Here is a 25,974-nt window from a genome sequence, read left to right as displayed (position 1 = left end):
TGCCGGCGTATTTATAAAAATACATGAAATTATCTGTCCCGAGACTTTTAATACGCGACGGCTTTTTAACGCAGGCCGACCAGGAAAGGATCGATGATTTTTCGCGGCGGTCGGGTTTATCTTATGTTAAAATAGCCCTTAATTTTGGTTACATATCGCGCAAAAACTACGAGCGTTCACTAATTAACGAAGGTTACGTTTTTCAGCAGATCCGCGAAGAGCCTTTTGACCAGGAAGTGCTTGATAAAATTGAGCTGAAGTTTGCTGATGAGCACCTTGCTTTACCCCTGCGTATTGAAAACAATAAAGTGGTTACCTTAATGGCCGACCCAAGTGACGAGCTTTTTATTGATTTTATCAGATTTACTTATGATCTGGAACCTGAAATAATAGTAGCTTCCGACCTTGACATCACCTGGCGAAGCCATATTTTACTGGGCCAAAAATATGTTAAATCGGCTGTTTTTGAATTGTTGAACCGCGACCCCAAGAACTCTGCCCTTACAACATTTACAACGCCTCAGTTGATTTTTACTTTTGGCGTTATCGCCGCTTTGGTTGTGGGATTAGTTTTAAGCTTTTCTAATACAGCAATTATTCTTAATGTAGCGCTTAGCAGTTTCTTCTTGATAGCTATTGTGTTTAAACTGTTTTTAGCGCTGGTAGGATCGCGGTTTGAGTTAGACGAAGCAGTTACGAAGCAAGAGGTGCGCGATGTTGTTGATGAGGACCTGCCTATTTACACCATACAGCTGCCGGTATATAAAGAAGATAAGTTGATAAAAAAACTAATCTGGAATTTGCAGAGTATTGACTATCCACGCGAAAAACTCGATATTAAATTACTGATTGAAGAGGACGATGATAAAACCCTTAATGCCGTACGTAATTTGGATTTTCCGGCAGTATTTGAAGTAATTGTAGTTCCTTTCCATATGCCTAAAACCAAACCTAAGGCTTGTAACTACGGTTTGCATTTTTCGCGGGGTAAATATCTTACCATTTACGATGCTGAGGACGTACCCGATACCGATCAGCTTAAAAAAGTAGTTGCGCTGTTTAATAAACTGCCTGATAATTATATTGTTATACAGAGCGCGCTTAACTATTTTAACCGCAATGAGAACTTTCTTACCCGCATGTTTACGCTTGAGTATTCCTACTGGTTTGATTATATGTTACCAGGGCTTGATACGTTTGATATTCCCATCCCACTGGGTGGTACCAGCAATCATTTTAAGTTTGAATACCTAATTGAGTTGGGTGGCTGGGATCCTTTTAACGTTACCGAAGATGCCGACCTGGGCGTGCGGGCTTATGACAAGGGCTATAAAGTAGCAATTATTAACTCAACCACTTACGAGGAAGCTAATAACGAAATGTTTAACTGGGTGCGGCAGCGTTCGCGCTGGATAAAAGGCTACATGCAAACCCACCTGGTACACATGCGTAACCCGGTTGCCTTGTGGAAGAAGCTTGGATGGAAAGGCTTTTTAGGATTTAACTTTTTTATTGGTGCTACACCAATTACCTTTTTGGTGTACCCGCTGCTGCTGGCCATATTCTTCTGTTACGTAGTTTTTGACCTGGATAGTATAAGAACGTTTTTTCCAGATTGGGTGCTATTCATGGCAATTATCAACCTTATGGTGGGTAATATATTAATGATATACGTAAATATGATGGCAGTATTTAAACGCCGTTATTATGAACTGATATTGTTTGCAGTTGCCAATCCGGTTTACTGGTTACTGCACTCGTGGGCCGCCTACAAGGGCCTTTACCAACTTGTAATAAACCCCTTTTACTGGGAAAAAACCAACCACGGCTTAAGTAAAACCCATAGTCCAACAAATGCGGTTCAGTAAAATAAAAATAAGTAAAAGTCAATCGTTATTAATAATAACATTGCTGCTGGCGGTTTATTACCTCATTTGGGGTTATGTGCTTTATGATATGGGCTACAGCAACCTCGAGTCGCTGTTTTATGTAGAAAAAGTGCGTATTGTATTTGAGGGTGTTGGCTATAAGCTGAAGGTTATAGGCCTCACGGCACCTATAATACCATTTTTTGCTACCATCGCATTTACCGTTTTAAGCCCTTTAATGGCCCCTGTAATAGCATCGTGCATAGGTACTGCGTTCCTTTTTTACGTAATAGCCGGCACGTTAGTAAGCAATCTGAAAGACGATTTTTACTTGTTTTTACTGTTTGCGGTGTTTTTACTTCATCCCGGCCTTATCTATACGGCCTGTTCCGGCAAGTCCATATATCTCATACTGGTGTTTTTTTATTTGTTTTTCTTCAATTTATTCAAATACTATACCTCAAATACTACGTTTCACATATCAATTGCCAGCGTATGCCTTGTATTGTTGCTGTTTTGCGATTATAAATTTATTTGGCTCACCTTATTTTTTATACCGCTTATTTTCTCAATGGCAATACATAGCCTTAACCTGGCCGAGAAGGAACCTATTTTCCGGATGACGCTGAGCTTTAATAACCCGTCGTTGCGGCGTAAACTCATCAATAAAACTTTTGCACTATATATTATACTTTTTATTTTACCTATCGCATCTGTTACATGTTATAAGCTTCTTAACCTTACCAATGCTAACGATGTTGATTACTTTTTGCAAAGCCCATATTCTACCTGGACAGTTTTAGCCGATCGCCTTAATTATGATTTGGCAGCGGCTGATCCAAAAGGTGAAACGGCCGAACTTTCGCTACTTGTGGCTGGTAAAGCAATAGTATTTTGCCCGCTTATTGTGGTAATGATGCTTTTTTTTAGGGATAAGCTTTACCAAATACTCACCTTGTTTACGCCTTTCGCCTTTATTGAGTTTCTGCCCTTAAAGTATGAAAAAACGTTTGTGGCTTATCAGTATTATCTTATTTTTTTGATGCTTGCCATTTTATGCGTTATTATAAAAGGCGCTGCCATTAAACGGCAGTTGGCATTTAAAATAGGCCTGGGATTAATCATGGCTCTGCAGATATTTACAGGATACTATTTTCTAAAAAATTCTTCATCTGAAGAGGAAAAGAAATTTATTACCGCGCTTATCGATAGAAAAATTGAAGTAGTGGAGGTAGAGGATGAGGATAAGGATATGGCCAATTATATAAACGGTTTGCCCGAGTATTCGCGAATATTATTGGACGATGCGGTAGCTTATAAAATTGTTGCTTTTACCGATAACATCTCTCGTTTGATTCTGCCTTACCAGGATGTTTACCTGGGTGCTGTGGAATCGCCCGGAGACTATGCCGAGTATATATTGGTTACCTCGCCTAAAAATTTGTCGGCCGGCTACACCCTGCTAAGCTCCAAATACCCGCCATTATTCTATCAAACAATAAGTCACCCCACACTACAAAAAGTGCACGAAACCAAAAATTGGGCACTATACAGATTTATACAACTATAAAACCAACCTGTATGCTGATGCGTAAAGATTAATAGCGCAACTATGCTATTAATCTCTATCTTTATAAACGCCTGCCTGTTATACAAACTTCTCTTAGACATTACTGTTATTTCAAAATCGGTAATTTTTAAGCTTTTGCTATTAAATTATCGTTACAGAAAATGAATCTGCGCTGATGCCTCGTGCTTTTACAAATGAAACGGTTGTAACAAAGGTTACGGCAAGCATGCCGGGCCATTAGGTTGCTAAGAGAAACAGTATTAATAAATCAGCGCTCTAAAAAAGAAAGCATTATGAAAATAACAACAGTAGAACAACAAGCCAAAATGTATGTGTATGACCTGGATAACAAAGCCACGGAGCTTGGTTTTAAAGCTGATGAGGCCTGGTCATTACGTGCGGTAGCTACCGACGAAAAGGCTGTGATTGAAAAGCAGTATTACCCCACGGTATCTGTAAAAGCATTTCCTGAGAAACTGGCCGAGCTTTTTAATTTGGTAAAGGCCAAAGTGACCCAAGTAAAGCCAGGTTTTGTCGCAGAGTTAGGATTAGTGCAATCTGATATGGAATACATTGTTGCTTACAATACGCAACGGCCAATAAGGTAAGCTTACCAGGAACTAATTTATCAAGGCGTTATGCTGAATATTTATTCGGAATAACGCCTATTTGCTTTTTTGATCACCTTAATCTCTTCCCTTACTTTGCCCACACTGTCTTTTATATCGCTGTTCTGCGTTTTAAGGCTGTCAATCTCCTGTTTAAGCCCATTTAAATTTATTACAAGTACCTGGCGAATTATAACGAAGAAAAAGTCGACATGGAAAGCGAGCTTGAAAAGGCAATCTTAAAAAAGTCGAACCTTGACCAGTATGCCGATTATGCCGTTGGTTTCGCTTCAAACCTGCATAAAAGTGGCATTCTGCTACCTATGAAACAAAGCAGAAGCTTCAAAACCTGCTGTTCCCGAGGGTATTTACTATGATCGCGAAACGGACAAATGTCGAACTCCTAGGATAAACTTTGTGTTCTTATATCTCGCGTATTTAAAGCAGACTACGCTGAAATGCAAATGGGCGTACCCGCCTTACAGCTTCAGTACGCCCAAATCGCGCGTTTGGTAGCGGGGAGCAGGATCGAACTGCCGACCTTAGGGTTATGAATTCGCAAAAAACTGAAATTAAATGGTGCAAAATGGCCTAATTTGGCTGTTTTCTCGGTTTTTCAGTCCATGCCAAACCACCTCATTGCGTATAAATACAGGCAATGTTTTATCATTGTTTTATCAAAACAGGTAGCTTTATGCCAATGGTTGGCCAGCCATTCACACTTAATATTTTGTGGAATGGCAACTGTAGATTTTTACATTTGGAAACGTCCAAAGAAGGACGGCAAGTATGCTATTTCGGTGCGGATTACGATCAACCGAAAAGCCTCTTACATCGTGACCGGTCAGAAGCTGGATAGCTTAGACCAATGGGATGAGAAAAGACAATGCGTCAAGAAAACGCATCCGAACTCCGCCCGCCTCAACAACTACCTGCGTGCGGAACTTGCAAAGGCGAATGACAAGGCGTTGGAAATGGAAACCAAAGGCCAGGCTTCTGCTAAGGAAGTCAAATTCGGACTGAAGCCGATTGAGGAACAGCACACCTATTTTAACGAGATAGCTGATCGCTATTTGGAAGATCACAAATTATGCGGCAACTATGACGCATACAAAACGGACACAGGCCGCTTAAAGCGGTTCTATGAAATGACGAACGGCGGTAAGATTACCTTTCCAGAAATTACGGTTGAACTGTTGCAACGGTATCTCGTTCATCTTCGCGCAGCGAAACGATTCCGATACAACGCTAACAGCCCGGTTAAGCCGCTTAGCGAACGGTCCATTACCAATCACATGATTTTAATCCGCACGATCTATAACCGCGCGATTACGGCTAAGAAAGCCAGTAAGGATGATTACCCGTTTGGCGCAAAGGGTAAAATCGCCATCAAAATTACTGGCGCTGGGAAAATGGGTTTGGACGAAACGGAAATCAAAAAACTGGAAGAGTTAGACTTGTCGCACCATTTACCGATCTATAATGATGCGCGGAATATTTGGCTTACCGAATTCTACTTCGCTGGGATGCGTGTTACGGATTGCCTGCTACTGAAATGGCCGGATTTTCAGAATGGCAGACTCTATTATCAGATGTCTAAAAATGGTGAGCATGGCTCGGTTAAGGTTCCAGCCAAAGCACTAACCATCATTAACCAATATCGCCAAGGCTGCAACGACCGGGAAAACAACAAACACAATCTTGTTTTTCCGTTGCTGCAAGAGTTGCCATCACTTGACGACCGCTACGAATTACGTCGGAAAATCGGCGCTGTCGTGAAACGGCTGAACAAGACAATGGGAGCTATCATGGAAATGATCGGCAGTACCAAAAGCGCATCGCAACACAAGGCGCGGCACTCTTTCGCGCAACGGGCTGAAGAAAAAGAAATCCACCCTAAGGTACTGCAAAAAATGTATCGACATGAAAGCGTGCTGACCACCATGAAATACCAATCCAATTTTTCATTCAGCAAAGCGGATGAAGCGATTGATGCGGTCTTGAATTTCTGACCGGCAAACAAACCCTGTCCTTATAAAATAACCACTTGGTGGCTATTTTATAAGGATGACTCAAAAATATTTCTGTTTCAAAAGCCCTTAAATTATGGCATATAGTCATTGGAATAGAAAATAATTACTTAATTTAGTCATTTAAACGGCAAAATATTATGATAATTCGTCAGCTGCAATCAGCCATAAAAGCCCGACTTTTCAAAGGCAAAGCATTATTGATCTTTGGCCCACGCCAGTGCGGCAAATCCACATTGGTAGAGGCAATCCTGGAAGGAGAGGAATATTTGCATCTGACTGGTGATTATGCCGATGTCCGTGAGATGCTTTCCAATACCAGTACAGGAACCTTAAAAAACATCATCGGCAAATACAAAATCCTGTTTATCGACGAAGCACAACGGGTGGAAAATATCGGCCTGACACTCAAAATTATTACCGATCAGATCAAGGACGTGCAAGTCATCGCTACGGGTTCGTCCGCGTTTGAACTGTCCAGTAAAGTCAATGAACCGCTGACGGGGCGTAAGTTTGAATTTATGCTTTATCCTTTTAGTTTCGGTGAAATGGTCGCGCACCATAACTTTATCAAAGAAAAAGGAATGCTCAATCACCGCCTCATTTATGGTTATTATCCTGAGGTAGTTTCCGCACCTGGCGGAGAAAAAGACCTGCTGAAACTCTTGGCTGGCAGTTATTTGTACAAAGATCTGCTGATGCTTGAACAGGTTAAAAAGCCCGTGCTGCTTGAAAAGCTATTGAAGGCTCTAGCCTTACAGATCGGTAGTGAGGTCAGCTATAACGAACTGGCGCAAACTATCGGTGCCAATAAAATTACGGTCGAAAAATACATCGATCTGCTGGAAAAAGCATTTGTGGTCTTTGTGTTGCCCGCCATGAACCGCAATATGCGCAACGAGATTAAAAAGGGGAAAAAGATATATTTTTACGATTGCGGCGTCCGCAACGCCATCATCAATAACTTCAATACCATCGATTCCCGTACCGATGCCGGTGCGCTTTGGGAAAACTTCATCATTGCCGAGCGCATGAAGTTTTTACGCTATCATCAAAACGATGCACGGCTTTATTTCTGGCGCACCACACAGCAACAGGAAATAGACCTCATAGAAGAACACGAGGGAGGGGTATTGAAGGCCTTTGAGTTTAAATGGGGGAAAACCCAAAAGGTAAGATTTCCGCAGACATTTACTGAAAACTACCCTGGTGCTGAAACATCGATAATCTCTCCCGATAATTTAGAAGATTTTTTATTACCCATTTCATCGTAAGTTATTCACCCTAAAAACAAAAACGTGCCGCAGGACGTAAGCCAAAAATGCGCGGCGGCCCCTTATGCGTCGAATAGCTAAACACGGAAGCAATATACAGGGTAACCACACTAGGTTAATTCTTCAATTTGTAACCGAGATAATCAAGATTGAGGCCGAAGAGGGCCCATGTTTTACCGTTCCACCGTTGCGGGTCCGTATGAAATTGATTGATCATACTTTGCAGAAGTTTTGCATAGGAATCACTATCAATAGCTTTTACTAGCCCGAGCATCAGCGCGGTTTGAAGACCAAATGCATCAAATGGTTCAATGACATCATCGTCACCGGTCACGATGATGTCCGTAAAAAATAGCACACCTGCCCCGCGGATTAATCGGAGGGAGGTATGAATATTACGATCAAACAGATTATCCTTGCTCACACATGTAACATCTACGTAATTGTCTTGGATCGTGTAGGTCCCGTTAAGGTAAATATTAGACACATGCGCCGCTTCACTCAGGTCTTTTACACCTTTGTAATAGAAAAAATTGGAAAGCGTTTGAGCGAAAGCCCATTGGTTGGCGAGAAGCGCAATAGCGATGATAAGCAGGCTAATGGTGATAAATCGTTTCATTAGGTTAGGTTTTAAAAGGTGAATAATTCCTTAGGTATGGATTATTACGCGTAATTATTTTACGCTGACATTCTGCCGCAAAATATCGGCAGCGAAGGCTTTCACCCCGCCATGGTCGCGGTAATAATCTGGCAGCAACTGCTCCAATACATCGTAGCGGGTTCGCTGGGCCGCCATGCTAAGGAAGCGTAAGGCCCCGGGTGCTTCTTTCTTCATTACCTTTAAATCACTCGGTACCCAATCTTCGTAAGACTTCACCCAAACTACCCGCTGGCCATCTGTATGATAATCCTGATCCTTACAATAATTAGCTTCTTTAATTGCCTCAATTGCCGCCTGTATCTTACTTACCTGCTGACCTAACGCGGTACTTGCAATCAACGTGAAGCCGAGCATTAGCATCATGTATTTTAGCGGAGCCTTTTTTGAGTTGATTTGAAAATCCTGCATTGTTTTATGTTTTGATATTTATCTGCGACATTATTTTATGCACCGTGCTGACATGCCATTTACTGCCATCATTGCGGTACGTTGGCACACGTTGCCGGTTTAGTTCATCGGTAATGGCCCGCACCGTTTCATAACCGTCATCAACGAGCCTGTTGATCGTCGGACACATAGCCAGTGCAAACCGCTGCGACAGTTCCCTGTTCTGCTTTGACAGGACGTGCCGTCCATAAGTACCGAGTTCCACGCCCCGCGCCTTTGCTGCCTGTAATGCCAGGATTGTGCGTTTGCTGATCTGGTCGCGCTCATGCTCTGCTACCGCTGCCATGATATGCATCACAAATTTTTCGCCGCCCGGCACATCAATCGCTACAAAACCAATCCCGGATTCGAGCAGCCCGGTAATGAAATTCACGTTGCGGCTCATCCTGTCGAGCTTGGCCACCAATAACGTAGCTTGCTTTCGCTTGCACTGATTCAACGCGCGTTTTAACACAGGCCGGTGGTTATTTTTGCCCGACTCGATTTCGATATATTCCTTTTCGAGATCGTAATTATTGGCCATTGCAAAATCCCGGACCGCCTTGATCTGCGCGTCAATGCCCAAACCGCTCTCGGCCTGCCTCCCGGTTGATACCCGGTAATACGTGATCGCTTTTTTCATATCTGTTTTTCGCAAAGGGTGAGGACACCGCTGCGTCAGACACATCTGTTATGAAGTAAACCAACGTATATCTTTGAACAGAATTTGCCGTTTGACTCACGGAACCTCGGTTGATGGCTATTGCAGTTAGCGCTGTAAAGCAAAAAGTTACGGGGTGAACGAATTAGGTAAAGTGTCGGTTTGCGGTTGGATTTTGTTCGGAAATATACGTTCGTATGCTTACGAACAAATTTTTGTGAATTATTTTTTGCTTCGCTTGGAAGTCCGGTCGGAGGGGCAACATCATTCATTGTAAGTTTTGTATCTGGTGAGGAGGTATCGTCGAACGCCGATAACGCATTGTCAGCAACGGATTCTCTTTTTGAGATCACCGCCAACTCCTTATCCACCATCTCATGCCGATCTTTACTCTTTTTATTAGCATCATCAAATGACGGCTGGGCATTCGGATGCTCTTTAAGCTGCTTCTCTGCCTGCAACAACATCGCATCATCCACCGCGTCGAGTTCTTTTTGACTGGTAAGGTCACGCGGATGGGTCTTTAAGTACTCCATAAGCTCGGTGTGGCGATTCAGCAGGGTTTGATTGAACACAATCCCTGCCTTTTGCATTTTCGTGAAATCGTCGTCGATTTCTTTGTTGCTTGTTTTAATGCGATGCCAAAGCTGATCCGTTTTCTCTTGCAGCGTTTGCGCTTTTCCAGTGCAATCTGTACCTGAAACAGCGGTAGAAGCTTCTGCCAGGGCTTGAGTGAGTGCAGCACGTGAAACGTTATCCTTGCCTACGGCAGAGCGTAATTTGGTTAAAGCGGCAGTCAGCTTCAGCGAAGTGGTATCGTCCAGCTTACCCGCATTCAGCAAATGTTCGATATTCTCAATAGCCGTATTCGCCTGTTCGGTAAGCTTGGCGAGGTCATCATGTGGTGCGTCTTCATGCTTCACCTGCCGCAAGTTGGATAATACGCCAGAATGCGTTACCGATGCCCGAACGGCATCTGTCAATTTCTTACTGTTTTCAGCGTTATCCATCCTCACCATCCTTTGCTTAGCCTATCGTAAAACCATTAATAATTTATTAAATACGCTGCCGTTTGCGAAAATCGAACCAAGTGTTTAATTTTAAAGCATTAATCTAACCTAATCACGCAATGGAAGTTATTTGCCTACATGACGAAGCGTTTTACAGCCTGATTGAGCGTGTGATCGAGCGCATTAAAGAAAAACAGCACAATAGTTCTGACAAATGGATTTCCGGTGAGGAGGCAATGGGTGTCCTGCACATTACCAGCAAGACCACGCTGCAAAAGCTTCGTGACGAAGGGAAAATACGTTTCTCGCAGCCTGAGAAGAAAATCATCCTTTACGATGTAGAGTCTATTTATAGCTACCTGGAAAAACACACTAATCCCAATTTCTAAGCAATGGAGGAACAACAATATATCAGCGGATTCAATAGGGGTTACCTAATCGCCAAACATGAACCGGACTTGGCGGCAAAGCTGGCAGCGACACCAAATCAAGAGAATCCATTCTTTAGCGGCCTGATCGACGGTAAAGAACAATACGAAATGGAAGTCCGTGAATGGACGAAAGGATTTTCAAGGGGAACTCCTGCGAAGGATGACAGAGATATTCATAAGGAACGGTAATTGCTGTTAAATCTACGGCACTATTGTCCGAATAAGTTGCATAACACTTTTATCAATGCAATTTAAAGATGCATAACCCCGGAAAATATTTCAGGGGGGAATCATGAACGTTTTTGAAAAGGAATATCACGGTAGAATTCAGTGCCCGCAGCAGTGGCTGCCGGAAAATATTATCGAGGTAGATAAGAACATCCTACGCGAGATCGTCGATAAAATTTGCGGAAAAGACGGGTGTCGTTATCCATTGCTTGCCCTACGCATCCTCATTCATGTGATCACAAGCATCGACCAAGCAGGCAGGGTCTACATTTCAGCGCGGCAGCTTTCAAAGTCACTGGATGTCAATTACGACACCGTTACCAAATGCATGAAATACCTGCGCAGCATCAATGTGTTGGAGCAGGACAAATGCTAACACGTTTCATGCTTCTTTACGCCACCTGCTTAATACTGCTGATTTTCTTGTTTTCAGCTGCTTGCAGATAGTCGCTCCACCATTGCATCATTTTTTGTCTTTCGGGTAAGTATTCTGCACGGTTATACGCGGCACGGACCTTGTCTCGTTCGGCGTGTGCAAGTTGGCGCTCTATAACATCCGATCTAAAACCATGTTCATTAAGAACGGTCGAGGCTAATGCACGGAAGCCGTGCCCAACTAATTTGCCTTCGTAGCCCATTCTTTTGAGGACAACATTAACCGTATTCTCACTCATGACCGGATTCTTTAACCGTTGTTGAGAGGGAAACAGATATTGGCTATACCCTGTTAGTGTCTGCAATTCCTTCAATAAAGCAATTGTTTGGTTTGCTAATGGCACCACATGCGCGTCACGCATTTTCGTGTTTTCGGCTGGAATGTGCCACTCGCGGGTTTCCCAATCGATATCTGACCATTTGCTATAGCGTAACTCGCCTTGCCGCATAAAGGTCAGTAGCAACAGTTTTACCGCCAGTCTATTTTGATGGGTCGTGGCTACATGCTCAAGTGATTCAAGGAACTGTGGTAATTCTTTGGGTTTAAGCGTGGGGTAATGTTTTTCTTTATGCGAAATAAGAGCGCCTTGGAGATCACCAGCTGGATTATATTCTGCTCGCTCCGTGACGATGGCGTAGCGGAATATAAGTTTACACATTTGCAAAATCCGATGTGAAAGATGGGTAGCCTGGCGTTTCTCTATTTTGCGGATTACGTCAAGCAGTTCGATAGGTCTGATTTCCTTGATAGGCCGTTGCCCCAGATCAGGAAAAACATGCAAATTAAGTCGCCGCAAGACCACCTGGGCATGCCTTTCAGTCCATTTCGAATGATTAACGCGATGCCATTCCTCAGCAACGGCTTGAAAAGAATTAGTAGCGTTGAAATTGATCAAACGCTTATCGTTTCGCTTTTTTACAGCGGGGTCGATGCCACTAACAATATTTTTCTTAGCCTCATCACGTTTTGCACGCGCCTCTTTCAAAGACACAGAGGGGTAAATACCAAGCGCAAGCTTCTTCTCCTTGCCGTTTATACGATACTTGAATCGCCATGCTTTTGTCCCGCTCGCGGCAATCAGCAAATACAATCCGCCACTATCGTAAACCTTCTGCTCTTTCAGAGTAGGTTTTAAAGCGCGGATCGCTACTTCGGATAATGGCATCACTCACTCCTAAAAAGGCCCCCAAAAGGCCCCCAAAATGTTTCGGCTCACAAGAAATCGCTCAGGATCATCACGGATCATAAATCCGTATTTTCCTTGGATTTGCTTGGGTATTTTGGAATTTATGGGATGATGTCGGAAATGTCAATGGTGCCCAGGAAGGAATCGGAACTAATTTAGTAACCCCTTGCTTTTAAACTCAAATCTTCCTTCATGTTTTTTGCGAGGCCCCCAAAAAGGCCCCCGCATTGGCCGTACTTGGGTTTTGAAGAGCCGCACCTTTGTTCGGTACAATCCTTATGTCCCCCTCTTACATTTTTAAAACGCTGATGTAAAGTTTTTATGGATTAAAAGAAAGGTTCATCATGCACAGAATTATCAAATTACCCGCAGTCAAATTAGCAACTGGCCTCAGTCGCAGCACGATCTATAAAAAAATGTCGGAAAAAAGCTTTCCAGCACAAATCCCGCTTGGTCAAAAAGCTGTTGGCTGGTTAGAGGACGATGTTCAAAATTGGATTCAAGAACAAATTGATCAGCTTCGAAGGACAGTATAGATATGAAAAAACAAAGTGGCTGCTATAATGGAAAAAAGCCCATTACCTATTATGGTAAGAAGGCTTATACGGTAAATAGTTCACTGGTACGAACTAAGATTTCGATAAATGACCCTGACTACAGCAATGAAAATTTAAAGGGAATGTACGTCACCGACAAGCAGAGGTTCCCACAGCCGTCATAAATAAAACTATAGTCTGAAAATGATCTTAATCCATTGCACGGGATTTAGAAGCGTATCTGTTATCCCAGAAGCAATAGCATCTGCACGTTTTTCCTCGGAAGGTCGATTATCTGGCTTTGGCTTAACGCCTTCTTTAAAACCCTCTACAAAGTCGCTCCACGAGTCTTTCTTATTGTCATCCATTGTTATACAGTTGCATGGTAAAATGAGTCTGTGTCTGGATTGTAACGATAAGTTTTATCGTGGACTTTCAAATATTCGTGTCCGTCAGCACAATGATAAGCATCCCCCACGTGACGATCTTCATGAAAAACATGGCCTTTAATATATGCAACAACTCTATTTCCTATTGGATTGTATACGAAAATAGATGCTCCTTGACTTGCAGCTTGTTTTAACCACCAGTCAGTTTTTTTTAGATTACCTACAAGTTCTCCTAGAGCTTTGCCGGTAGATTTGAAGTTTCCCATTATGTGATAATTTTATATAACAAAAATATGATTTACAATGAGATATGCAAATAGGTATCCAACTATTTAACAGCACTATAACATTTATTTTTATTTCGGCGTGCGTCTTCCGTATCTACAAAACTGCGCTTCCAAATGTCTTTTTGGGAATCATACAAATAAGTGCGGTCCCCTATTTGGGCATAAGCACTTTTTTCACCTTTTAATGAGGTTAATTGACAGATATCTTCGTTGTAACCTTCTTTAAATCCCTCCACAAAATCTTTTAATCGCTGCTTTATCGCAACATATGAATTTAGTAGATATTGCATATGAATCCCCAGTTTAATAGATTAATTATACCTCATAGCAGTTTGCGCGAATATTAAGATTTTGTGACAATTGAGAAAACGCTCTTATCACTCAATAAGGGAAGATGTCTGTTCCAAAGAAAAACAATTACCTCTGTTGTTTGAACTCAGACTAAAAGCAGCAATATTTATATCAGCAAAATACTATAGGTGAGTTGAAGTTATGTCAGATTCGATTAACTTTGAAGCATACATCTATTCAAATGATCGCAACTTGGCTAACCTCGAAGCCCATCGCTCATCGAGGGTTACATACGAACAACAAAATTATTCCTGAGAATTCGATAAGTGCTTTCCGTGCCGCAATCAAGCGGGGCTTTCCGATAGAATTGGATGTCCACGTTACTGTAGACGGTACGGTTATCGTGTTTCATGATAACGACTTAGAGCGGATGTGTGGCGTAAAGCGCGACACAGACAGTCTGCGGTTAGAAGAACTCACTAATTTATTTCTAAAGAATTCAAAAGAAACGGTACCGACTCTTAAATCTGTCCTTGATGTAGTAGACGGCCAAGTTCCTATCCTTATTGAGATCAAGGAACTTAAGAATATCGGCCAAGGAGCAGAAAAGATTTGGAAGGTACTTCGCGATTACTCCCATGAATATGCTATTCAAGCCTTCAACCCATTTATTCTTGCGTGGTTTGCAAGGCGGGTACCTGAAATTACTCGGGGTCAGTTGGCATCGGGTTTCAAAAATGAAAAAATGTTTTTTCTTAAAAAGTTTTTATTAAGAAATTATTTATTTAATTTCATCAGCCGACCTTATTTCATTGGGCACAACATTCATGATTTACCATCAAAGCGTGTTAATTCGTTTCGTGAGAAAGGAATTATAGCCTTAGGATGGACCGTTAAATCTATGGAAGAGATGGAAACGGCTAAGCAGTATTGCGACAATATAATATTTGAACAATTTATTCCTATATAAATGGCTGATCCGAAATCTTACTTTGATGATTTTATTGATAAAGGTTTCGTTCAAAATGTAGTGGTTGGTCTGATTTTTTCTATTGCGGGCTATATAAGTGGTTTGAAATTTCACGGGTATTATGTTTTCCCCTTATTAAGACGAATCAAATACTTTTTCTTTAGGCAAAAATATATCCTAATCTGGAATGACGACAGCGTTGAAACGAGTCAAAATATCACAGCGCTATTAAAACTCCAATGCCCACAATATCGTTATAAGGAGCTTACGACTGCTGAACATCTGCTTCGATATCCCCTTAAAACCAAACAAGTGCACATGGTTATTCTGATTGTTACCGATGTGACAAAATTATCGGAAATTGAAAAACGACGTGAGAGAATTCAGGTTAAGTTAGGAGATTATGTGCGCGCTGGAGGCACATTATTCGGCACTCATGACCTTATTTATAGAAGATGCCGCAACGAACATCTCCAGGAATTATTTGGATGTGAAATCTGCCATTTTCAGCGGGTCCATGTTCCTGTTAGTGTAAAAATTGAACAACAATTTCACGATCACCCTCTTCTCAAAAATTTGCCAGATGAGTTTTCTTTTGACGATGGTGAAGTGTGCTGGGGAAAGTGGGTGCCAGATGCAAAGATCTTAATCAAAACAACGAAAAAATTCAAAGACACGGATGGTAATTCTGATCAGGTGCCCACATTAGTCGTTCGTCATACCGGAAATATAGGCACATTGATTTGGGTGAACTGTGCAGATAAGGCGGATAAAATACCAAGAAGTCTTAGTGAGCCGCAATCCCAACTTGTGAAAATCATGGAAAATGCGATAACATATTCCAACGAAATCAAGCAATATTACAGGGAACATAACTGATAGTTTTGCTACAGTAAATTGGGGTAATCAGAGATGATGCCGTCTATACCCCAATCCTTTAATTTTTGAATATCCGCAGGCTTATTGACCGTCCAGGGAATGACTCTGATATTCAAGTCATGGCATTCTTTGATGATAGATTCATCGATCACTTTATAATCAGGGCTGTAAATAGCAGGGGTAAAGGACAATTTTGCTAAGTTACCCTTCAGGTCTTTTGTATCGACGAGATAAGACGTTGGAATTTTAGGATATTTTTTATGGATGATTTCCAGAGTTCGCGTGTCAAACGATTGAATAATAACGCGCTGGTCAATCTTTTTTGAAAGGATAACTTCCATCAACTTTTCAACAAACTCTTCAGGCGCAGGATGAAGAATATTATCCCCGGCAGGCGATGTTTTGGTTTCAATATTGTATTGGGGCAAAGGTCGCTTTTGTTGTTTTGCATAAGCTTCTACACTGTCTATTAGCTCATCCAATTTAGGAACATACGTTTTCGTTAACGTCTGATTTGGAAAAAGTGGGTAGTGTTTTTGACCGTAAATATATTTTCTGATCTCAGCGTATGGCATCTGATATAATATAAGCGCGCTCTCCTCTTCCTTGCTGATGGTATCACCGTTTGGTTTCAAGGCAATTCGTGAGTCGATGTATTGATCATGCGCTACGATGGGCGTTTTTTCCTTACTGAACGAAATATCCATTTCCAAGGTTACGCCAAGATCTACGGCCTTCTTCATTGCCGGAATAGAATTTTCTGGAAAAAGCCCGCGACTTCCACGATGCCCTTCTTTATCGAAAGTTTGCTGAGAATTAGACATTGCTGACATAGAAACCCCTACAAATAGTAACGCAATTTTCGTGTCAATTTTCATGGTTTCATTTTTAGCTAATTTAAGGATTAACTTCAACAGCGAACGTACTTACTTCAAATGCGCTACCCGCCAATATAATTTATATCTGCAACTTATTGTAATTTGCTAATTATCTTCGTCGCTCCAACAATAGATGGTTGATTGAATTCGAAGGTGTATTTAGGTTGATCCGAATACTCAAGATAAGTCCCATCCGGCATGGTGGCGAAAATCTTTATTATCGGAAATTGTCTGTCGGGGACATTTAGCCGATTTTGAGTATTAGGAGTTGTCATAGTTGGATTATCGAATGGATGAGTTTTATCGAAGTTAGATGTAAAGGTAACGGTGACACCAGGCGGCGTTTGCCCTTTGGAATCCAAAACTACAGCTTTTAAAAAGTATTCGGCATATCCGTAGTGTGGGTTACTTACACTTCCATAAAAGGTTAAGTTGATTCGTAAAGAAGCAGATAACAGATACTCCGTGTTTACATTCTTGAATCTGATAACTTTATAACCTTTTTCAAACAGAAATTTTAAGTCCTCAGAATTGGGTGCCATACCAACGGGGCCATGTTGCATATCGGAATTTATTTCACATGTATTTGAAGGCTTACCAAATGAATTCAAAATACTCCGACCGTTTTTACCATCAAAAACCATTCCCATATGACGTCCTGGTCGTACGATTATGTCCCCTTCAAGGAAATCGTAATTTGATGTTATCTTTGTAACATCAACCGCTTTGATGCCCGAATAAATACCAGATTTTGCAAATAAAGAATTCCAATAATTTAGATCTGCGTAACCGGATGTCCCCAGCCTTTGAATGTCTAATCCGGCTTTACTGAAAATTTGGTATACAAATCCTGAACAATCTAAGCCATACAGAGGCTTTGAACACGCACAGTCGGTTTCAGTCTTGTCCTCACTACATAAATGCTGTTTGTCAGTGTCACTAGCGGCCCAGACATAAGCAAGCCTGTCTTGTTCTTTTATGTTTGGAAAATTAGAGTGAAACGTTTTAACGTCTGGATACCTAGAAGTAAATTCAAAGGCCGCTCTTTTACAGCGAGAAAGCAGCGTTGCCAAAGCCTGTCCGGGTGACAATGGCGTTTCCGCCATTGTTTTTAGAGAACTAATGGATTGGCTGACTTTAAGTTGTTGCGATTTAAACCATTCGTCTAAATTTTTACCGTCGATAGTCTTTAAGTCGGATAACCGCGTCATCGTATCGACAGGAATGCCTTCCCATAGTTGATATTCGCCATCGGAAGTTGACAACCCAACTTCTTTTACTATTTCGGTTGCAGGTGGTTTCTCAGCTGTGGAAGTCGCTTGCTCAGTTATTATGGGGGACTGTTCTTTCTTTTTACAACTAAGGGCAAACAGAAGAATAAATCCAACAAGTTTGATAGGCAGGCAAGGTTTCCTCATATTACGTTTTTATTTTATAGAGAATTGGGACTATACATGAATAGGAGCGTTAGAAAATTACAATAAAGATATTCATTCCATTGACCTTATTGAAGTATATTTCTTGAAGAATTTGCTAAAGGTTTTATGCTGCGACGTCGGGATATTCCTTATGCAATTGGAATAAATTGTTCACTTACCCGCAGGATATAATGGATGCAGTTTAATCCATTCCTCCAGGTTCTCGCCATCAATGGTCTTTAAGTCGGATAAACGGGTATTAGTATCGATGGGAACGCTGCTCCACACCTCGTATTCGTCGTCTTTAAGGCCCACTTCCTTAATTGCACTTGGGGGAAGATTTGCGAAGTTACTGATGAAGCAGTTTGTCCACTCCTTTCACAACTAACAGTAAATACAAGAGTGAATGCAATCAAAGTTATATCAAGACAGCGCAGGGTTCTCATTTTTCTTCCAATCATATTTGCCGTTAAATATTCTTAGTTCAAATTCAAATGCGCTACCCGCAATATCAATGGTCCCTTAGGAACATCTTTCGTTAACTGAACTAAGTAGCCGTTACCATCAACGTGCTTCCATGCCGCGCCGACAGGGTTCCAATTGTTAGCCTCGTCAACATGCCAAGCAACGTAACTAGCGTTATCATTTGCCCGAATTTTAAGATGATCTTTATTCGTAGTTAGATCCATTACACTCTCCTTAAGAAACCTTCCATTCAGTTCTTCGATGCTAAGTATATACAATTCTGCTTGCGGCGAAAAGAGATTGATCGCTAGCCCTCTTTCTCGTTTAGGCGCATCGTGACACGGCCATTGCGCGGCAAGCATTCCAGATTGATATTGTAGCCCTTGCCGTCCTTGTGTGGCCATGCTGCTCCGATGCGTGTCCAGTAACCTGCCTGGCCACCCTCGCTCACCTGATAGGCAATGTAGGTCGGCATCGATGGTTGGCCTTGCTGGTTGTCGTGATTGCTCATTGTATCCTCCGGTTTGTAGGCGGCAGAATTGCCGTCCTTATGAGAACGATCCAAAGCTGCCGATGCGGCGTAGCGCACGGGTCAACCGAAACGCGGAGGCTCCATGTAATGGAAACCGTGTTGGCAGGTTTACCGGCGCAGAGGCTGCTTTAGTTTCTCATGCAAAGGTCGGCAGTTCAGTTGCCGGGGATGGGGGATTAGCATTGGGCTCGCAACCGCATTGTCCGGCACCATTGTGCCGTGTTGTGAGATCGTCGTTTTATTAGGGTATGGGCCGGGCGTAGAGGTCTCTCTGGCAGCAATCAGAGGCACATGCACCACATGACCCCACGCGATACCATATCAAGCCAAGAATATTACGCCGCAAGGACCGAACTTAATGCGCAGATAAAGAGTGTATTATGCTGCGTATCACGATGAATAAATCCGCCTCCGGCGCAAAGAAATATTACTGTGAGGAATATTACAAGGAAGGACATGCAGCGGCCTATGATTATTACGGCGAAGGAAATGAGCTGATCGGGCGTTGGGGCGGCAAAGCCGCCAAAGCCCTTGGCCTGACAGGCAGCATCGATAAGCAAGGCTTTGCGAAGCTGTGCGATAACATCAACCCATCGACAGGTACTACGCTGACAGGCCGAAATGATACCGACCGAACGGTTGGGTATGATTTTACCTTCAACGCCAGCAAATCGGTTGGCCTCGCCTATGCGTTTGCGGGCACCGGTGAAAAAAGAATTATCCTGGATGCGTTTCAATCCGCTGTCCGCGACACCATGAGCGATATTGAGAACGGTATGCAGACACGGGTTCGGGCTAAAGGAAAGAATGAGAACCGGGAAACCGGCAACCTTGCTTACGGCGCGTTCACCCATTTTACCACCCGCCCGATTGATGGGGTGCCCGATCCGCATTTGCATAGCCATTGCTTTGTGTTCAACGCCACCTATGACCAACAGGATAGGAAATGGAAAGCGGGGCAATTTCAGCAAACCAAGCAGGATGCGCCGTATTACGAAGCGATTTTCCATAGTAAACTGGCGCAGGGCCTGCAAGAGCAAGGCTACGCTGTCGAAAAAACCAAAAACGGATTTGAGTTGGCGGGTCTTCAAAAGCAGACGCTGGAAAAGTTTTCCCGGCGGACGCAGGAGATCGAAGATTATAGCCGTGAACACGGAATCAGCGACGACAAACAAAAATCGCAGATCGGCGCGAAAACCCGCGAAGCAAAACGTTTATCGCTCAATTTCGCGCAGCAAGAAGCTGCATGGGAATCACGCCTGACAGAAAGCGAACGAAAAGCACTGCGTAGCCTTAAACAGCAACCGGCCTCCGGCGAAAATGCTCAGGCGGCGAAACGCGCTGTTCAATTTTCGCTTAGCCATCATTTGGAGCGCAAATCGGTCGCAAGTGACAAAGAGATTTTGGCAACGGCCATTAAATCAGCCATCGGCGAGGCAACACCTGAACAAGTGCGGCAGGCGTTTCGTAACGAAGAGGATGTTTTACACGTTACCGACCGATTACGTACGTTCATCACTACCAAAGAAGCCCTGAAGGAAGAAAAGAAGCTTATTCAGCACTGCATGCTCACCCGTAATAAATTCCGGCCCATCAATGAAAACTACCTGCCTGCAAATCCTATCCTTAACACACAACAGCAAAAGGCGGTGAAGCACGCCTTATCGTCAAGCGATGGCGTTATCCTCATCACCGGCAAAGCAGGTACAGGTAAAACAACCCTGATGAAGGAAGTACGGCAGGGCATTCTTGCCAGCGGCAAGCAAATCTTCTCCTTTGCGCCGTCAAGCGAAGCAAGCCGGGGTGTGCAGCGTAGTGAAGGGTTCGACAATGCGGAAACGGTGGCGCGGTTGATCCAGCAAACGAGCGGACACCCTGCTTTTAAGAACCAGGTGATCTGGGTAGACGAGGCTGGCATGTTATCCAATAAAGACATGAACCGCATTCTGGCGATAGCCAATGCGCAAAGTGCGCGGATCATTCTGTCGGGAGATACCAAGCAGCATACAAGTGTGGAACGTGGCGATGCGATGCGCATTATCGAACAGGAAACAGGCCTTAAGCCGGTAACGGTCGATAAGATCCAGCGGCAAACAACGGCCGCTTATAAGGAGGCCGTGCAGCAACTTTCAGAGGGCAAAGTGGAGCAAGGGTTTAAAAAGCTCGACCGTATGGGTGCCATTCACGAAATAACGGACGGCGACGCACGTATCAATGCTGTCGCGGAAGATTATTGCAACTCCGTTGGCAATGGTTCCGGCAAAAATGTATTGGTCGTTTCACCGACTCATGCCGAAGGTCAACTCGTGACCGACGCCATCCGGGAAAAACTGAAGATGCAGGATATAATCGGCCAAGAGGACCGCACGTTTACCACGTTAAGAAACTTGCAATTCACCGAAGCGGAGAAGCAACAATGGGAATCGTATCAGCCCGGCACTATCCTTGCGTTCCATCAAAACGCAAAGGGGATCAAGGCCGGAAGCCGTTTGGATGTGCTTAAGGCAGATGAGCAAGGCGTGTTCGCAAGTAACAAGGAGGGGCTGGATTTTTTGGTGCCCTTTACCGAGACCGCCAAATTCTCCGTATTTGAACCAAGACAGGTCGATATCACCGAGGGCGATAAAATCCGCATTACCGCTAATGGTAAAGGCGAAGATGGAAAGCACCTGTTCAACGGTTCGGTATTTCAGGTGGAGGGATTTAACGAGGCGGGAAGTATAAAGCTCTCGAACGGTTCCACCATCTCAGAGGATTTCGGACACTTCAATCTGGGCTATGTTTCGACATCGCACGCGGCGCAAGGCAAGACGGCGGATAAAGTCATTATTTCGCAAAGCGAGTCCACCTTCAAAGCATCCTCAATGGAACAATTTTATGTGTCCGTTTCGCGCGGTCGCGAAGCGGTATCGATCTATACCGATGACAAAGAGCATTTGCTCGACGCGGTAAGCCAGTCAGCGGAACGCATTTCCGCCACGGAGTTAATGGCAAAGCAACAGCAGCAGGCACAGGAAATAAACAGGCAATTATCCATCAGGTCGCAACAGGAAAAGCGGCCCGAATCTCACGCTTATGCAAATCTAAATCAGCAAACATATGGACTTCAGGAAGCGACTCGAAACTAGCCGCGTACAATTGGTACATGGCAATTCTGCCGAGGAACCGCTGGATCACAGCGCCTCGGCGTATTTTGCCACGGATAGAGGCAATACCCCCACTTGCCTTGATCTGCGCTTGCCCGATGGCAGCCGCAAAGCAATTCCCTATTCCTATTTCACACAAATCAATTTCGACGTGGATGCAGGCATTGAAGTCCTTACTACGCAGCAACGTATAATTCTTACTGGCCGTAATTTAATCTCACTCTATGAAGCGTTAATTACGTACCGTGTACGTTACGTACAATCGGATGTCGGCAGCGATATGCAGGAGGATGGGTTATTTATCGCCGATATCTCACTCAGTAGCCTTTGAGCGGGCAACATTTGTGATTACACTGGATAATACGCCCTTCATTAGCGTATCAATCCTTTCATTCCGCATATCGTCAATGATCTTGCTGAGAGGCGGGTGCTGAATGATAACGGGAGCGGGTGCCTTTGCAGAAGGAGATTTTTTATCTGCTGGCTTCTTCTTTTCTTTCCCCGTTTCTAAACTGGCTTTTCTTAGTTCGCGCATCAACTCCGCCTCGACCTTGCTATCTTGAAAATCGATTATTTTGGCTTTCCGCGCCATTTCTTTCCAATGGGCATGCAGGAACATCGCAAGACTGGTTACAAGCAAATAGAAGCTAATGAAACTGCTTAAAAGAATACCTAGAATAAGAACCGCACCTGGTTCAAAAAAAACATTTGTGAATGTATCTTCTTCCTTGAAAAGCCAGGGGAAAGGCTTGCCACTTCTTTGTTTAGACGGAATCAATATCCAAAATAAAAACATGACTGGCGTGGCAATGATGTTGAATATCCACATCACTAAAAATGCTGCCCATTTCAACCTTGACCTACCGTCATCAAAGGAATGCAACGGCACCTTAGCCTGATTTCGCCACTTTATTTTGAACAAATGATAAGCACCCATGTAAAAATAAAGACAAAAAAACAGCAACATGAAGTATTGATTATACAACTTTTTTATTGCTGCATCGGGGCCTTGTTCAAAGGGATTTATAAAGCCAAGCCAACCGGGAATTTCTTGAAAATGGTCAGCAATATCATAGAACGTGAATTGAATGCCTTCGACGATACATACCAATAGGGCTCCTGTTATAAAGCTGACAATCGTAAACCAACGCTGCCCAAAATCCTTTCGGAAAATCACCTCAAAGGGGATCGTAAACCATCCCATAATTAACATGAACGTGCCGATGACCGGCGACGAACGCGCCCATTTATTGATGCCTGTTACATTACGTGCCTTGTCCATTTCCTCCCCGTGAGCAAATGGTTTGGTGATTACTTTAGTCATGTTGCTTGAAGGTTGCGCGTAAATGGGTCTGTTCGTTTGACCATGTCCGGCCATTCTGGAAGATGATCGCTTCCACGATCTTGTCATTCGTTCCGCCGCCTTTGAGGAGTTTGGTAAAGGTCTGCGGTGGGATATCGTAATCGAAGCTTTCATTGCTGCCGCTACTGACATTAAAATAATCTGCGCCATAGCTTTCACCGGAAGATTGCCGTATATGCCAGCTCTTACCGATGGTTTCTGCCGCATGCTCATTGGTCATGGGATCACTGTTGGCATGCCATATTTTCGTTTGCAGATTACCCATTAAGGAATCAACCCGGTATTTGCTTTGACCGCCGCCCATGACTGCATAGTAATTGGGCAGATTTTGCGTGAGATAAACGGTGCAGGCACGGGTGCTTCGCGCCGTTGCCTGAAATTGCATGTCATACTCGGTAACAAAGTTCTGTGCCTCATCCACCCATAGGAAGACGGGTACGGTGCTATTCGATGCCTTTCTGCGCTCGACAGCCTGTTGCCAGAGATATTTGTAAACCACCTGCGCCGCCCTGCCTGCGTCGCCAAACTCTTTCACCGGCAGATTGACAATAATGATCGCTCCCCGGTGGGAAAGCTCTGGATAGGCTATTTTGCGCCTGTCGCTGGGCATTTCAGAAAACAACCTGCGAAACGGCCTGCGCAGGAAAATATCCATCATCGTGCTCAGCGTCGAAATAATACTGCTACGCGTCTTATCAGCGAGATTCGGGTATTCCTCCAGCCAGAATGCCGCCGTTGCGTCGAAATCATACTTGGTCCAGGTTTCAAGATCCTTCGCATGTGATTCCATAAGCAGCTTCCAGCAAAGGCTTCGGTCTTTCCAATCCTGTGTATCGATCTGGGTAACGCTTAAGGGAGCGGAAAGAATCACATCGTGAATCATCGGTACGGAGACTGTGCCGCGAGCAATCATGCAAAGGTCAATCGTATTGCGAAGCAGCTGCTGCATGGCGCGTTCCCAATAGGGATCGGCCCCTTCGCTTTTGACGCTACGGTCGATGGCTTCATAAACCGTTGTAAATAGCCTCACGAGGTTATCGGTATAACCGGCCCCCTCGCCTTCGCGCTCGATTTCATACTGAAGAAAAGGAAAGACGAAGTCCCCCGACGCATCAAAAACCAGCACCTGTTCGGCCCGGCCGGTTTCACGCGCATAGCGTAGCCAGTCATCGAGGACATCTTTTTTGGCGCAAAGCACCAGGCCACCAAGCAAGATAAGCACGTGCAAGCGCCTCGCCGCTGCCGCTGGTTTTGCCGGAACCTATTCCACCAAATATCTGCACACCCTCGCAGGCATTGCCGATGGTGAATGGTTCTTCGTCGTTGAAAGAATAGATTGCCCGGTCAAGCGGGAAGTCAAAAGAAGGCATAAGATTCAGGATTTGAGCCGAATATAAAATGTTCGGGTGAAAAATCCAAAACCTTGATGCAATTATCGGCCTAAACTTTTTTCTTGCGGTTCCTGTAGCGGATTTGCCTGCTCTTGCCTGGCGTTGGCACGGTCAACCGCATTCTGATTCAGGTAATTGTTCCCGCTGCCTTGCTCGATGTTTTCAATGTTGGATTTGAAATTGGAATTCAGTTCAATAGGTTCGGCATTGACCACCCCATGCGTCGGCGGGGTGGTCATCGGTGGAGATACCGAATCAACACTTTGCATCGTTTCAAACGGGATAGAACGTCTTGCTTCTGCGATAATCTGTTCGTTGCGGGATATAATATCGGCCGCCTCAGGCGACTGGAAATTTCCCATCTGAAAGCTGGCAGAATTAATATTCCGCTGCGCTTCATCGATGGTTTGCATCGCTTTTTCTTTTTGATCGGCTTTCGCACGGTTTAGTGCGTCTTCAACTGCATTTGCCATAACGGTAAGGTTTGCTTTGGCTAAAGATAAGATTTTTGCTTAGTACGATGAAGATGAGCTGAATAATTGTTACTTTAGCTATTCGGCAGTATCTCTTACTGCCGTGTGATAAGGTTTAGGTTGAAGGCCCCCAGACAGCGAGTGTGTGAGGGCTTTCGTTTTTTGGGCAAAACCGGAAATGATCGTAGGGCTGGCGTTTTCTTTTGCTACTTTGCTTTGCCGCCGGAGAAAAGAAAAGTAGCGCGGCAGATGCTTCCATGTCGCAAATATCGAATCGTTAATGAACGGCCTAGATTAATGCGAATAATTCAATAAAGTTGGCGTGTCGCTATTAAAACATAAGGGTATCTTTGGGTTTCTATCGCTATGGTGCGATAGAAGATCTTCCATCCCCCTTATGGTAAAGTCAGATACAAATAGCGAAAGTGAAAAAAATAAAAAGAAGTGCGCCTGTGGTTCACTGAAGTCTGATTGGGACCGCATTTCTCGCGGGCTTTTGGTAAAGACATTTTTATTTTGGTTGCCCATTAAGCATTATAAATGCCGTCGCTGTGATCGGTCGCATTG

29 protein-coding genes are annotated in these 25,974 nt (G+C 43.7%); 13 read left to right on the top strand and 16 right to left on the bottom strand.

Translation table 11 applies throughout. The features are described 5' to 3' along the window. The first annotated feature begins 23 nt into the window (after positions 1-23). The 5 genes from ACVW2L_RS14925 (at position 24) to ACVW2L_RS14905 (ending at position 7,350) form a co-directional block, all read left to right on the top strand. Positions 24-1,868 carry a glycosyltransferase family 2 protein gene (locus ACVW2L_RS14925; RefSeq protein WP_457128762.1) on the top strand — a complete coding sequence of 615 codons (1,845 nt, stop codon included), beginning with the start codon at positions 24-26 and terminating at the stop codon, positions 1,866-1,868. Further along, complete coding sequence (locus ACVW2L_RS14920; RefSeq protein WP_457128761.1) at positions 1,855-3,438, top strand: hypothetical protein; 1,584 nt, start codon at positions 1,855-1,857, stop codon at positions 3,436-3,438. Before ACVW2L_RS14925 ends, ACVW2L_RS14920 begins: the two co-directional genes overlap by 14 nt. Positions 3,439-3,731: 293 nt before the next feature. Continuing rightward, positions 3,732-4,046, top strand: a complete 315-nt coding sequence (locus ACVW2L_RS14915; RefSeq protein ID WP_457128760.1) for a hypothetical protein — start codon at positions 3,732-3,734, stop codon at positions 4,044-4,046. A gap of 737 nt (positions 4,047-4,783) precedes the next feature. Then, positions 4,784-6,058 (top strand): tyrosine-type recombinase/integrase, encoded by a 1,275-nt coding sequence (locus ACVW2L_RS14910; protein WP_457128759.1) that lies wholly within the window; start codon positions 4,784-4,786, stop codon positions 6,056-6,058. Positions 6,059-6,216: 158 nt separating this feature from the next. Beyond that, positions 6,217-7,350 (top strand): ATP-binding protein, encoded by a 1,134-nt coding sequence (locus tag ACVW2L_RS14905; RefSeq protein WP_457128758.1) that lies wholly within the window; start codon positions 6,217-6,219, stop codon positions 7,348-7,350. A 115-nt stretch (positions 7,351-7,465) separates the two neighbouring features. On the opposite strand, the gene ACVW2L_RS14900 is transcribed toward ACVW2L_RS14905, so the two are convergent. The 4 genes from ACVW2L_RS14900 to ACVW2L_RS14885 are packed head-to-tail and all read right to left on the bottom strand — an operon-like array spanning position 7,466 to position 10,108. Continuing rightward, positions 7,466-7,969 (bottom strand): hypothetical protein, encoded by a 504-nt coding sequence (locus tag ACVW2L_RS14900; RefSeq protein ID WP_457128757.1) that lies wholly within the window; start codon positions 7,967-7,969, stop codon positions 7,466-7,468. 54 nt (positions 7,970-8,023) lie between these two features. Beyond that, entirely contained in the window at positions 8,024-8,419 is a 396-nt protein-coding gene (locus ACVW2L_RS14895; RefSeq protein WP_457128756.1) for a hypothetical protein, read from the bottom strand. A gap of 4 nt (positions 8,420-8,423) precedes the next feature. Then, a complete protein-coding gene (locus tag ACVW2L_RS14890; protein ID WP_457128755.1) occupies positions 8,424-9,080 on the bottom strand; it encodes a recombinase family protein in 657 nt (218 codons plus the stop codon). A gap of 35 nt (positions 9,081-9,115) precedes the next feature. Beyond that, the gene (locus ACVW2L_RS14885) at positions 9,116-10,108 is read right to left on the bottom strand and encodes a hypothetical protein (protein ID WP_457128754.1); all 993 of its coding nucleotides are present in this window, start codon (positions 10,106-10,108) and stop codon (positions 9,116-9,118) included. Between the two features lie 119 nt (positions 10,109-10,227). Between ACVW2L_RS14885 and ACVW2L_RS14880 the strand changes: the two genes are divergently transcribed. The 3 genes from ACVW2L_RS14880 to ACVW2L_RS14870 all read left to right on the top strand — a co-directional run bounded on the left by ACVW2L_RS14880 (position 10,228) and on the right by ACVW2L_RS14870 (position 11,143). After that, a complete protein-coding gene (locus tag ACVW2L_RS14880; protein ID WP_457128753.1) occupies positions 10,228-10,497 on the top strand; it encodes a helix-turn-helix domain-containing protein in 270 nt (89 codons plus the stop codon). Positions 10,498-10,500: 3 nt separating this feature from the next. Next, positions 10,501-10,728 carry a hypothetical protein gene (locus ACVW2L_RS14875; RefSeq protein WP_457128752.1) on the top strand — a complete coding sequence of 76 codons (228 nt, stop codon included), beginning with the start codon at positions 10,501-10,503 and terminating at the stop codon, positions 10,726-10,728. 103 nt (positions 10,729-10,831) lie between these two features. Continuing rightward, positions 10,832-11,143 carry a hypothetical protein gene (locus tag ACVW2L_RS14870; protein WP_457128751.1) on the top strand — a complete coding sequence of 104 codons (312 nt, stop codon included), beginning with the start codon at positions 10,832-10,834 and terminating at the stop codon, positions 11,141-11,143. Between the two features lie 16 nt (positions 11,144-11,159). On the opposite strand, the gene ACVW2L_RS14865 is transcribed toward ACVW2L_RS14870, so the two are convergent. Next, a complete protein-coding gene (locus tag ACVW2L_RS14865) occupies positions 11,160-12,368 on the bottom strand; it encodes a tyrosine-type recombinase/integrase (RefSeq protein WP_457128750.1) in 1,209 nt (402 codons plus the stop codon). A gap of 365 nt (positions 12,369-12,733) precedes the next feature. On the opposite strand from ACVW2L_RS14865, the gene ACVW2L_RS14860 reads away from it, so the two are divergent. Continuing rightward, positions 12,734-12,925, top strand: a complete 192-nt coding sequence (locus ACVW2L_RS14860; RefSeq protein WP_457128749.1) for an AlpA family phage regulatory protein — start codon at positions 12,734-12,736, stop codon at positions 12,923-12,925. Positions 12,926-13,116: 191 nt separating this feature from the next. Here ACVW2L_RS14860 and ACVW2L_RS14855 read toward each other — a convergent pair whose 3' ends face one another. The 3 genes from ACVW2L_RS14855 to ACVW2L_RS14845 form a co-directional block, all read right to left on the bottom strand. After that, positions 13,117-13,293 carry a hypothetical protein gene (locus ACVW2L_RS14855; protein WP_457128748.1) on the bottom strand — a complete coding sequence of 59 codons (177 nt, stop codon included), beginning with the start codon at positions 13,291-13,293 and terminating at the stop codon, positions 13,117-13,119. A gap of 2 nt (positions 13,294-13,295) precedes the next feature. Continuing rightward, on the bottom strand, positions 13,296-13,580 hold the full coding sequence (locus ACVW2L_RS14850; protein WP_457128747.1) for a hypothetical protein: 285 nt from the start codon (positions 13,578-13,580) through the stop codon (positions 13,296-13,298). 62 nt (positions 13,581-13,642) lie between these two features. After that, positions 13,643-13,891 (bottom strand): hypothetical protein, encoded by a 249-nt coding sequence (locus ACVW2L_RS14845; RefSeq protein ID WP_457128746.1) that lies wholly within the window; start codon positions 13,889-13,891, stop codon positions 13,643-13,645. Between the two features lie 242 nt (positions 13,892-14,133). Between ACVW2L_RS14845 and ACVW2L_RS14840 the strand changes: the two genes are divergently transcribed. Beyond that, positions 14,134-14,862, top strand: a complete 729-nt coding sequence (locus tag ACVW2L_RS14840; RefSeq protein ID WP_457128745.1) for a glycerophosphodiester phosphodiesterase family protein — start codon at positions 14,134-14,136, stop codon at positions 14,860-14,862. Continuing rightward, a complete protein-coding gene (locus tag ACVW2L_RS14835) occupies positions 14,863-15,741 on the top strand; it encodes a hypothetical protein (protein WP_457128744.1) in 879 nt (292 codons plus the stop codon). A gap of 8 nt (positions 15,742-15,749) precedes the next feature. On the opposite strand, the gene ACVW2L_RS14830 is transcribed toward ACVW2L_RS14835, so the two are convergent. The 5 genes from ACVW2L_RS14830 to ACVW2L_RS14810 all read right to left on the bottom strand — a co-directional run bounded on the left by ACVW2L_RS14830 (position 15,750) and on the right by ACVW2L_RS14810 (position 19,013). Next, the gene (locus ACVW2L_RS14830; protein ID WP_457128743.1) at positions 15,750-16,619 is read right to left on the bottom strand and encodes a glycerophosphodiester phosphodiesterase family protein; all 870 of its coding nucleotides are present in this window, start codon (positions 16,617-16,619) and stop codon (positions 15,750-15,752) included. A 92-nt stretch (positions 16,620-16,711) separates the two neighbouring features. Continuing rightward, the gene (locus tag ACVW2L_RS14825) at positions 16,712-18,037 is read right to left on the bottom strand and encodes a hypothetical protein (RefSeq protein WP_457128742.1); all 1,326 of its coding nucleotides are present in this window, start codon (positions 18,035-18,037) and stop codon (positions 16,712-16,714) included. Between the two features lie 171 nt (positions 18,038-18,208). Then, positions 18,209-18,352, bottom strand: coding sequence for a hypothetical protein (locus tag ACVW2L_RS14820; protein ID WP_457128741.1), 144 nt, complete (start codon positions 18,350-18,352; stop codon positions 18,209-18,211). A 164-nt stretch (positions 18,353-18,516) separates the two neighbouring features. Next, positions 18,517-18,726, bottom strand: coding sequence for a hypothetical protein (locus ACVW2L_RS14815; RefSeq protein ID WP_457128740.1), 210 nt, complete (start codon positions 18,724-18,726; stop codon positions 18,517-18,519). A gap of 83 nt (positions 18,727-18,809) precedes the next feature. Then, a complete protein-coding gene (locus tag ACVW2L_RS14810; protein ID WP_457128739.1) occupies positions 18,810-19,013 on the bottom strand; it encodes a hypothetical protein in 204 nt (67 codons plus the stop codon). Between the two features lie 401 nt (positions 19,014-19,414). Here ACVW2L_RS14810 and mobF point away from each other — a divergent pair, with 401 nt between their 5' ends. Continuing rightward, entirely contained in the window at positions 19,415-22,162 is a 2,748-nt protein-coding gene (gene mobF, locus ACVW2L_RS14805) for a MobF family relaxase (protein ID WP_457128738.1), read from the top strand. Further along, positions 22,134-22,511: a hypothetical protein gene (locus tag ACVW2L_RS14800; protein ID WP_457128737.1), complete on the top strand. Its 378-nt coding sequence runs from the start codon at positions 22,134-22,136 to the stop codon at positions 22,509-22,511. Before mobF ends, ACVW2L_RS14800 begins: the two co-directional genes overlap by 29 nt. On the opposite strand, the gene ACVW2L_RS14795 is transcribed toward ACVW2L_RS14800, so the two are convergent. The 3 genes from ACVW2L_RS14795 to ACVW2L_RS14785 all read right to left on the bottom strand — a co-directional run bounded on the left by ACVW2L_RS14795 (position 22,494) and on the right by ACVW2L_RS14785 (position 25,407). Beyond that, entirely contained in the window at positions 22,494-23,504 is a 1,011-nt protein-coding gene (locus ACVW2L_RS14795; protein WP_457128736.1) for a hypothetical protein, read from the bottom strand. The genes ACVW2L_RS14800 and ACVW2L_RS14795 overlap by 18 nt on opposite strands. Beyond that, positions 23,497-24,756, bottom strand: coding sequence for a type IV secretory system conjugative DNA transfer family protein (locus ACVW2L_RS14790; RefSeq protein WP_457128735.1), 1,260 nt, complete (start codon positions 24,754-24,756; stop codon positions 23,497-23,499). Before ACVW2L_RS14790 ends, ACVW2L_RS14795 begins: the two co-directional genes overlap by 8 nt. Positions 24,757-24,975: 219 nt before the next feature. Further along, on the bottom strand, positions 24,976-25,407 hold the full coding sequence (locus tag ACVW2L_RS14785; protein WP_457128734.1) for a hypothetical protein: 432 nt from the start codon (positions 25,405-25,407) through the stop codon (positions 24,976-24,978). Positions 25,408-25,974: the final 567 nt, after the last annotated feature.

Source organism: Mucilaginibacter sp. HD30, from assembly GCF_054061755.1.
The sequence above is the reverse complement of the archived record's forward strand: the minus strand, read 5'-3'. Positions and strand labels throughout refer to the sequence as shown.

What these genes read in the sequence shown, in the direction of transcription:
- ACVW2L_RS14925 (WP_457128762.1), top strand. Translation starts at nt 24, where the DNA reads ATGAAATTATCTGTCCCGAGACTTTTAATACGCGACGGCTTTTTAACG.
- ACVW2L_RS14920 (WP_457128761.1), top strand. Translation starts at nt 1,855, where the DNA reads ATGCGGTTCAGTAAAATAAAAATAAGTAAAAGTCAATCGTTATTAATA.
- ACVW2L_RS14915 (WP_457128760.1), top strand. Translation starts at nt 3,732, where the DNA reads ATGAAAATAACAACAGTAGAACAACAAGCCAAAATGTATGTGTATGAC.
- ACVW2L_RS14910 (WP_457128759.1), top strand. Translation starts at nt 4,784, where the DNA reads ATGGCAACTGTAGATTTTTACATTTGGAAACGTCCAAAGAAGGACGGC.
- ACVW2L_RS14905 (WP_457128758.1), top strand. Translation starts at nt 6,217, where the DNA reads ATGATAATTCGTCAGCTGCAATCAGCCATAAAAGCCCGACTTTTCAAA.
- ACVW2L_RS14900 (WP_457128757.1), bottom strand. Translation starts at nt 7,969, where the DNA reads ATGAAACGATTTATCACCATTAGCCTGCTTATCATCGCTATTGCGCTT.
- ACVW2L_RS14895 (WP_457128756.1), bottom strand. Translation starts at nt 8,419, where the DNA reads ATGCAGGATTTTCAAATCAACTCAAAAAAGGCTCCGCTAAAATACATG.
- ACVW2L_RS14890 (WP_457128755.1), bottom strand. Translation starts at nt 9,080, where the DNA reads ATGAAAAAAGCGATCACGTATTACCGGGTATCAACCGGGAGGCAGGCC.
- ACVW2L_RS14885 (WP_457128754.1), bottom strand. Translation starts at nt 10,108, where the DNA reads ATGGATAACGCTGAAAACAGTAAGAAATTGACAGATGCCGTTCGGGCA.
- ACVW2L_RS14880 (WP_457128753.1), top strand. Translation starts at nt 10,228, where the DNA reads ATGGAAGTTATTTGCCTACATGACGAAGCGTTTTACAGCCTGATTGAG.
- ACVW2L_RS14875 (WP_457128752.1), top strand. Translation starts at nt 10,501, where the DNA reads ATGGAGGAACAACAATATATCAGCGGATTCAATAGGGGTTACCTAATC.
- ACVW2L_RS14870 (WP_457128751.1), top strand. Translation starts at nt 10,832, where the DNA reads ATGAACGTTTTTGAAAAGGAATATCACGGTAGAATTCAGTGCCCGCAG.
- ACVW2L_RS14865 (WP_457128750.1), bottom strand. Translation starts at nt 12,368, where the DNA reads ATGCCATTATCCGAAGTAGCGATCCGCGCTTTAAAACCTACTCTGAAA.
- ACVW2L_RS14860 (WP_457128749.1), top strand. Translation starts at nt 12,734, where the DNA reads ATGCACAGAATTATCAAATTACCCGCAGTCAAATTAGCAACTGGCCTC.
- ACVW2L_RS14855 (WP_457128748.1), bottom strand. Translation starts at nt 13,293, where the DNA reads ATGGATGACAATAAGAAAGACTCGTGGAGCGACTTTGTAGAGGGTTTT.
- ACVW2L_RS14850 (WP_457128747.1), bottom strand. Translation starts at nt 13,580, where the DNA reads ATGGGAAACTTCAAATCTACCGGCAAAGCTCTAGGAGAACTTGTAGGT.
- ACVW2L_RS14845 (WP_457128746.1), bottom strand. Translation starts at nt 13,891, where the DNA reads ATGCAATATCTACTAAATTCATATGTTGCGATAAAGCAGCGATTAAAA.
- ACVW2L_RS14840 (WP_457128745.1), top strand. Translation starts at nt 14,134, where the DNA reads ATGATCGCAACTTGGCTAACCTCGAAGCCCATCGCTCATCGAGGGTTA.
- ACVW2L_RS14835 (WP_457128744.1), top strand. Translation starts at nt 14,863, where the DNA reads ATGGCTGATCCGAAATCTTACTTTGATGATTTTATTGATAAAGGTTTC.
- ACVW2L_RS14830 (WP_457128743.1), bottom strand. Translation starts at nt 16,619, where the DNA reads ATGAAAATTGACACGAAAATTGCGTTACTATTTGTAGGGGTTTCTATG.
- ACVW2L_RS14825 (WP_457128742.1), bottom strand. Translation starts at nt 18,037, where the DNA reads ATGAGGAAACCTTGCCTGCCTATCAAACTTGTTGGATTTATTCTTCTG.
- ACVW2L_RS14815 (WP_457128740.1), bottom strand. Translation starts at nt 18,726, where the DNA reads ATGGATCTAACTACGAATAAAGATCATCTTAAAATTCGGGCAAATGAT.
- ACVW2L_RS14810 (WP_457128739.1), bottom strand. Translation starts at nt 19,013, where the DNA reads ATGAGCAATCACGACAACCAGCAAGGCCAACCATCGATGCCGACCTAC.
- mobF (WP_457128738.1), top strand. Translation starts at nt 19,415, where the DNA reads ATGCTGCGTATCACGATGAATAAATCCGCCTCCGGCGCAAAGAAATAT.
- ACVW2L_RS14800 (WP_457128737.1), top strand. Translation starts at nt 22,134, where the DNA reads ATGGACTTCAGGAAGCGACTCGAAACTAGCCGCGTACAATTGGTACAT.
- ACVW2L_RS14795 (WP_457128736.1), bottom strand. Translation starts at nt 23,504, where the DNA reads ATGACTAAAGTAATCACCAAACCATTTGCTCACGGGGAGGAAATGGAC.
- ACVW2L_RS14785 (WP_457128734.1), bottom strand. Translation starts at nt 25,407, where the DNA reads ATGGCAAATGCAGTTGAAGACGCACTAAACCGTGCGAAAGCCGATCAA.